This is a genomic window from Halalkalibaculum sp. DA384, assembly GCF_043951955.1.
In the GTDB taxonomy this organism is placed as follows: Bacteria; Bacteroidota; Rhodothermia; order Balneolales; family Balneolaceae; genus JAMQKA01.
In genome coordinates this window covers 1-4,248 of sequence record NZ_JBINJE010000070.1, presented here as the reverse complement: position 1 = coordinate 4,248, position 4,248 = coordinate 1, and the positions used below count along the sequence as shown (strand labels likewise).

2 protein-coding genes are annotated in these 4,248 nt (G+C 53.7%); both read right to left on the bottom strand.

All coding sequences use genetic code 11. From position 1 onward, the window contains the following. Window positions 1–392 precede the first annotated feature (392 nt). A complete protein-coding gene (locus tag ACG2E4_RS18150; RefSeq protein WP_395277474.1) occupies window positions 393–1,103 on the bottom strand; it encodes a DNA-binding domain-containing protein in 711 nt (236 codons plus the stop codon). A gap of 447 nt (window positions 1,104–1,550) precedes the next feature. Continuing rightward, window positions 1,551–3,959: an endonuclease MutS2 gene (locus tag ACG2E4_RS18145; protein WP_395277473.1), complete on the bottom strand. Its 2,409-nt coding sequence runs from the start codon at window positions 3,957–3,959 to the stop codon at window positions 1,551–1,553. Between the last annotated feature and the right edge of the window lie 289 nt (window positions 3,960–4,248).

Sequence of the window (4,248 nt, the reverse complement as noted above, 5' to 3'; positions counted from 1 at the left end):
TCCGTCACGCTGGTTGCCTTCTATCGAAGTTCTCACCGGTGCAACATCCACAAACGCCTGCTTCGGCCTCCGCGCCCCATTCAAGGCCGGGAAAGACCAGGTTGTATATTTTGTAGCTCGCTCCCTCGTCAGACAGAAATTCTTCCGGTCTTGGACATGATGCTATAACTCGTTCAAACGATCTCCCCTTCAAAATTCTTCATTATTAATTCTTCATTCATAATTCCCTAAAAATTGCTCCTGAAAAAAAAGATACCATCTTATACAAAAAAAGATGGCATCTTATGAGGAAAAAGATACCATCTTTTTTGGTAAAAGATATCGGCGTTTTTTGCGGGCAAAAAAGAACCCCCTCTGCGGTGCCACAGAGGGGGCGTGTGTTCCCGGTGATATCAGCTTGCGTCTTCAACCGTCAGCTGATCCGTCATCAGCCCGGTTCGCAGGTTGGTCGTATCCTGCAGTATGGCCCGGACCTCCAGGCGGTAGGTGCCGGGGTCCAGCTCCGGGTTGATAAAGATGAGCTCGCTCGGCTTGTTCCGCAGGAGGGTACTCTCCACCCGCGTTTCGGTACCGTTGGAGGTATTGACAAAGAAGATGCCCTGGTCGGGATCCTCCTCGTCGAACTTCAGCAGCTGCCCCACAATACGGGCACCGCCGCCGGGCGTGATCTCCGCGTCGCGGCTCCCCGAGCTGTTGTCGGAGTAGTGGGTGATGGTGGGAATACGCTCGCGCGGCTCCACCTTTTGGGTGGGGATCTCGTCGGCCGTCTCCCGCAGCCGGAGCCCGGGCGAAACGTTGATGCGCACCTCGTGGCGATCCGTGTCGAAACGGTCATCCTCGCTGTCGAACACCCCGCTTATGCCGGGACGGATGTTGACCAGCGGCGTCACCACCGAATGTCCCTGCTGCACCAGGTTCAGGATGGCACGGGTCACCTCCTCGAATCCCGCCAGCGCTTCCGCACGAGTGACGGTGGATCCCTCCCGGGTCATGTAGTCGTAGACATCCTCGATCGAGTAGCTCTCCGGGTTAATGCTGATAGCCATGTAATCATCCTCGTCGGATGTTATATGATTGCGCTTTAAATAATATTCTAAAGACATAGGCGTCTCCTTTTGTTATAGGATTGTTTTTGTTGATAGTTGATCCGCTTCAGCACCATATTGGTGTACTGAAAACGTATATGTGATGAACAGTGAAGTTCTCTTTACCTCTTAGACCCGGTTAAACGCCGATCCTTACAAAAAAGATAGTGGATTCTAATATTTGTAAAAGAAATGAACATTATTGCGGTCCCGGCAACACCGCGCCATCCCGTATCAACTCAACGCTGTGTCATCCTGAGCGCAATGAAGCGAAGCGAAATGAAGTCGAAGGATCTCCCCAAACATGGCAACTACTGTTTGAGTGTTAACCCCTCCACCCCTAAGCAGCCTGCCATTCTTCGACTCCGGCGCAATTTAGTTATTAGTGGACTGGTTATTGGTTATTTGTTTGAACTAATAACCAATAACTAATGAGAAAGAAGGGGGATCGTTAAGCCATTGATATTAAAATTTAACCAGCGTCACCCCGGCACCGCCACGGTCCGCGGGTGCCAGGGAGTAGCTGCTGACCTCCGCACGTTCATCCAGGTACTCATGGACCAGGTTTTTGAGGATTCCTTCCCCCTTGCCGTGAATGATCTCTACGCTGTTGAGTCCCGCCGCGATGGCGTTGTCCAGGTAATGTTCCACCTCTTTAATCGCCTCGCGACCCCGCATGCCGCGGATCTCAATAGAGGGTTTGGTGGGACCGGGACGTGCGCTTCGCGGTACATTTACCCTGACGCGGTTTTTGGGTGACGGTTTCTCGCTGGCGTCCTTAACCTTTACGAGGTTGTTAAATTTTGTTTTAAGGCGTAACCCGCCGGCCTGAATTACGGCCTGGTTTCCATTGACCTCAACCAGTTCGCCGTTGGTGTTGGCGTCCATCAGGCGTACGATGTCGCCCACTTTCGGCGGCTCGTCGGAGAGCTGTTCCCGCTGTTCCTGTTTTTGCCGGGCCTCCAGCTCTTCCAGTTCCTCCTCAATTTCATCCTTCTGCTCCGAGACCTCCTCGCGGGCCCTGCTGATCGCCTGCTTGTCTTTTTTGCCCTGCTGAACAATCCGCTCCACCGCCTGTTCAATCCGCCGGTTGGCCGACTGCATAATCTCTTCGGCCTGCTTCAGCGCCTTCTCGCGGATCTGGTCCTTCTCTTTTTCGAGTGCGCGGCGTTTGTCTTCATATTTTTGGCGCTCGGTTTCCATCTTTTTTTTGAGGCGGTCATAATCCCTTTTAAGGGTTTCGGCCTCCTGCGTTTTTGATTCCAGCTCGTTAATCAGCGATTCCATGTCCTGCTTGGTGGACCCGGTAATCTCGCGGGCTTTTTGCAGCAGTTCCGGGCTCAGGTCCATCCGCTGTGCGATTTCAAATGCATAGCTGCTGCCGGGCACGCCTTTTTTGAACCGGTAGGTTGGGGACAAGGTGGCCTGGTCAAACTCCATTGATCCGTTTACGGCGTGGGGGTGTTCGTGGGCAAACACCTTCAGTGCACCGTGATGGGTGGTTACCAGCGAAAGTGCGCCACAGCTGATCAGGTGCTCGACCAGCGACTGGTACAGTGCCCCGCCTTCGTCCGGGTCGGTTCCCGCACCGGCTTCATCAATAAGGACGAGGCTGCTCCCGTCCGCCTCCTGCATCACGGACTTCATCCACTGCAGTCGACTGGAAAAGGTACTCAAATCGTTTTCGATCGACTGGTCGTCTCCCATGTCCACGAACAGCTTGCTGAATACCGGCAGTTCAGAACTGTCTTTGGCGGGAATGGCAAAGCCGGACTGCATCATCATGGCACAGAGCCCCACCGTCTTGATTGCCACCGACTTCCCCCCGGCATTGGGTCCCGTGATCATCAGGCAGCGTTCGCCTTCCTCGAGCTCCATGTCGAGCGGGATGACCGGCTCGCGCTGTTCTTCCGCAAGTGAGCGGTTTTTGAGCAGCAGAATCGGGTTGTAGGCCTCCTTCAGGCGGAGATATTTGCCGTCGGAGAGAACCGGGACAAAAGCATCGAGATCGATACTGAGCTGAGCCCGGGCCGAAATCATATCAAAACGTCCCAGTACCTCGATATTTTGCTCCAGGTACCGGCGGTTTTTCCGAACCTCATTGGTGAGAGCGCGCAGGATACGCTCGATTTCCCGCTTTTCCTCAGATTCGAGCTGCCGAATTTCATTATTTATGTTGAGCGCTTCCACCGGCTCCAGGTAGACCGTCTGTCCGGTAGAGGAGACGTCATGCACAAATCCCTGGATCTTTCGCTTGTATTCCGCCCGGATCGGAATTACCATGCGGCCGTTGCGCAGGGTGGGGCCTTCATCAGAAGCCATGCCCTGTTTGGTGGCGCGGCTCATCACCCGGTTGATGGTATTACGCAGATCGTTTTGCCGTTTTCCCAGCCGGGATCGGATCGACTGCAGTTCGCTGCTGGCGTTGTTCTTGAGTGAACCCTGCTCAGTGATCACCTTGTTGATCTCTTCCTCAAGCTCCTTCAGCGGAATCAGCTCCACCGCCAGCGCATCCAGTACCGGGTACCGTTCCCGGCGATCGCCCAAAAACGACTTTACGCGACGGGCGGAGGCAGCCAGCTGCAGTATTTCAAGGAACGCTTCGGCCGAGAGCAGGGTACCCTCCGGTTTAGACCTGCTGAGCGAATCCCTGATATCATGCAGGTTGTCCAGGGGAAAAGCAGCATCATTGCGGATAAGATCCATCATTTCGCGCGTCTCATCCAGCAAACGAGCTACGCGGTCCGGGCTTGAGGAGGGCTCCATGCGCTGCAGATGCTCTTCACCCACAACCGACCGCGTGCGCCCGACGGCTTCCCGGCGGATCGTTTCAAAACCAAGTTTCTCAGACAGGTGCGGAGGATAAAATTGCATTGGGTGTGAGTAGTGAGTTGTGGGTCTTGGGTTCTGAGTCGTGAGTATGTAATACTATTTAACGTGAGTTCTATTAGCTTCCAGCTTTAACATTGTTTCTTACTTTCTTGGGGCAGGGCTTTTATGAGGCTGTCCAAAAAGTCCAATAAGGGGGAACACCATTTAAATAATTAAGGCGTGGTCAATCTCCCTACATCCCTCTTCTCCAAGAGGGACTTCAACACATTGCCTTTATTGCATCCTGAGATTGTGACCCAAGAGTTCCTCCTTGGAGAAGGAGGACAGGAGG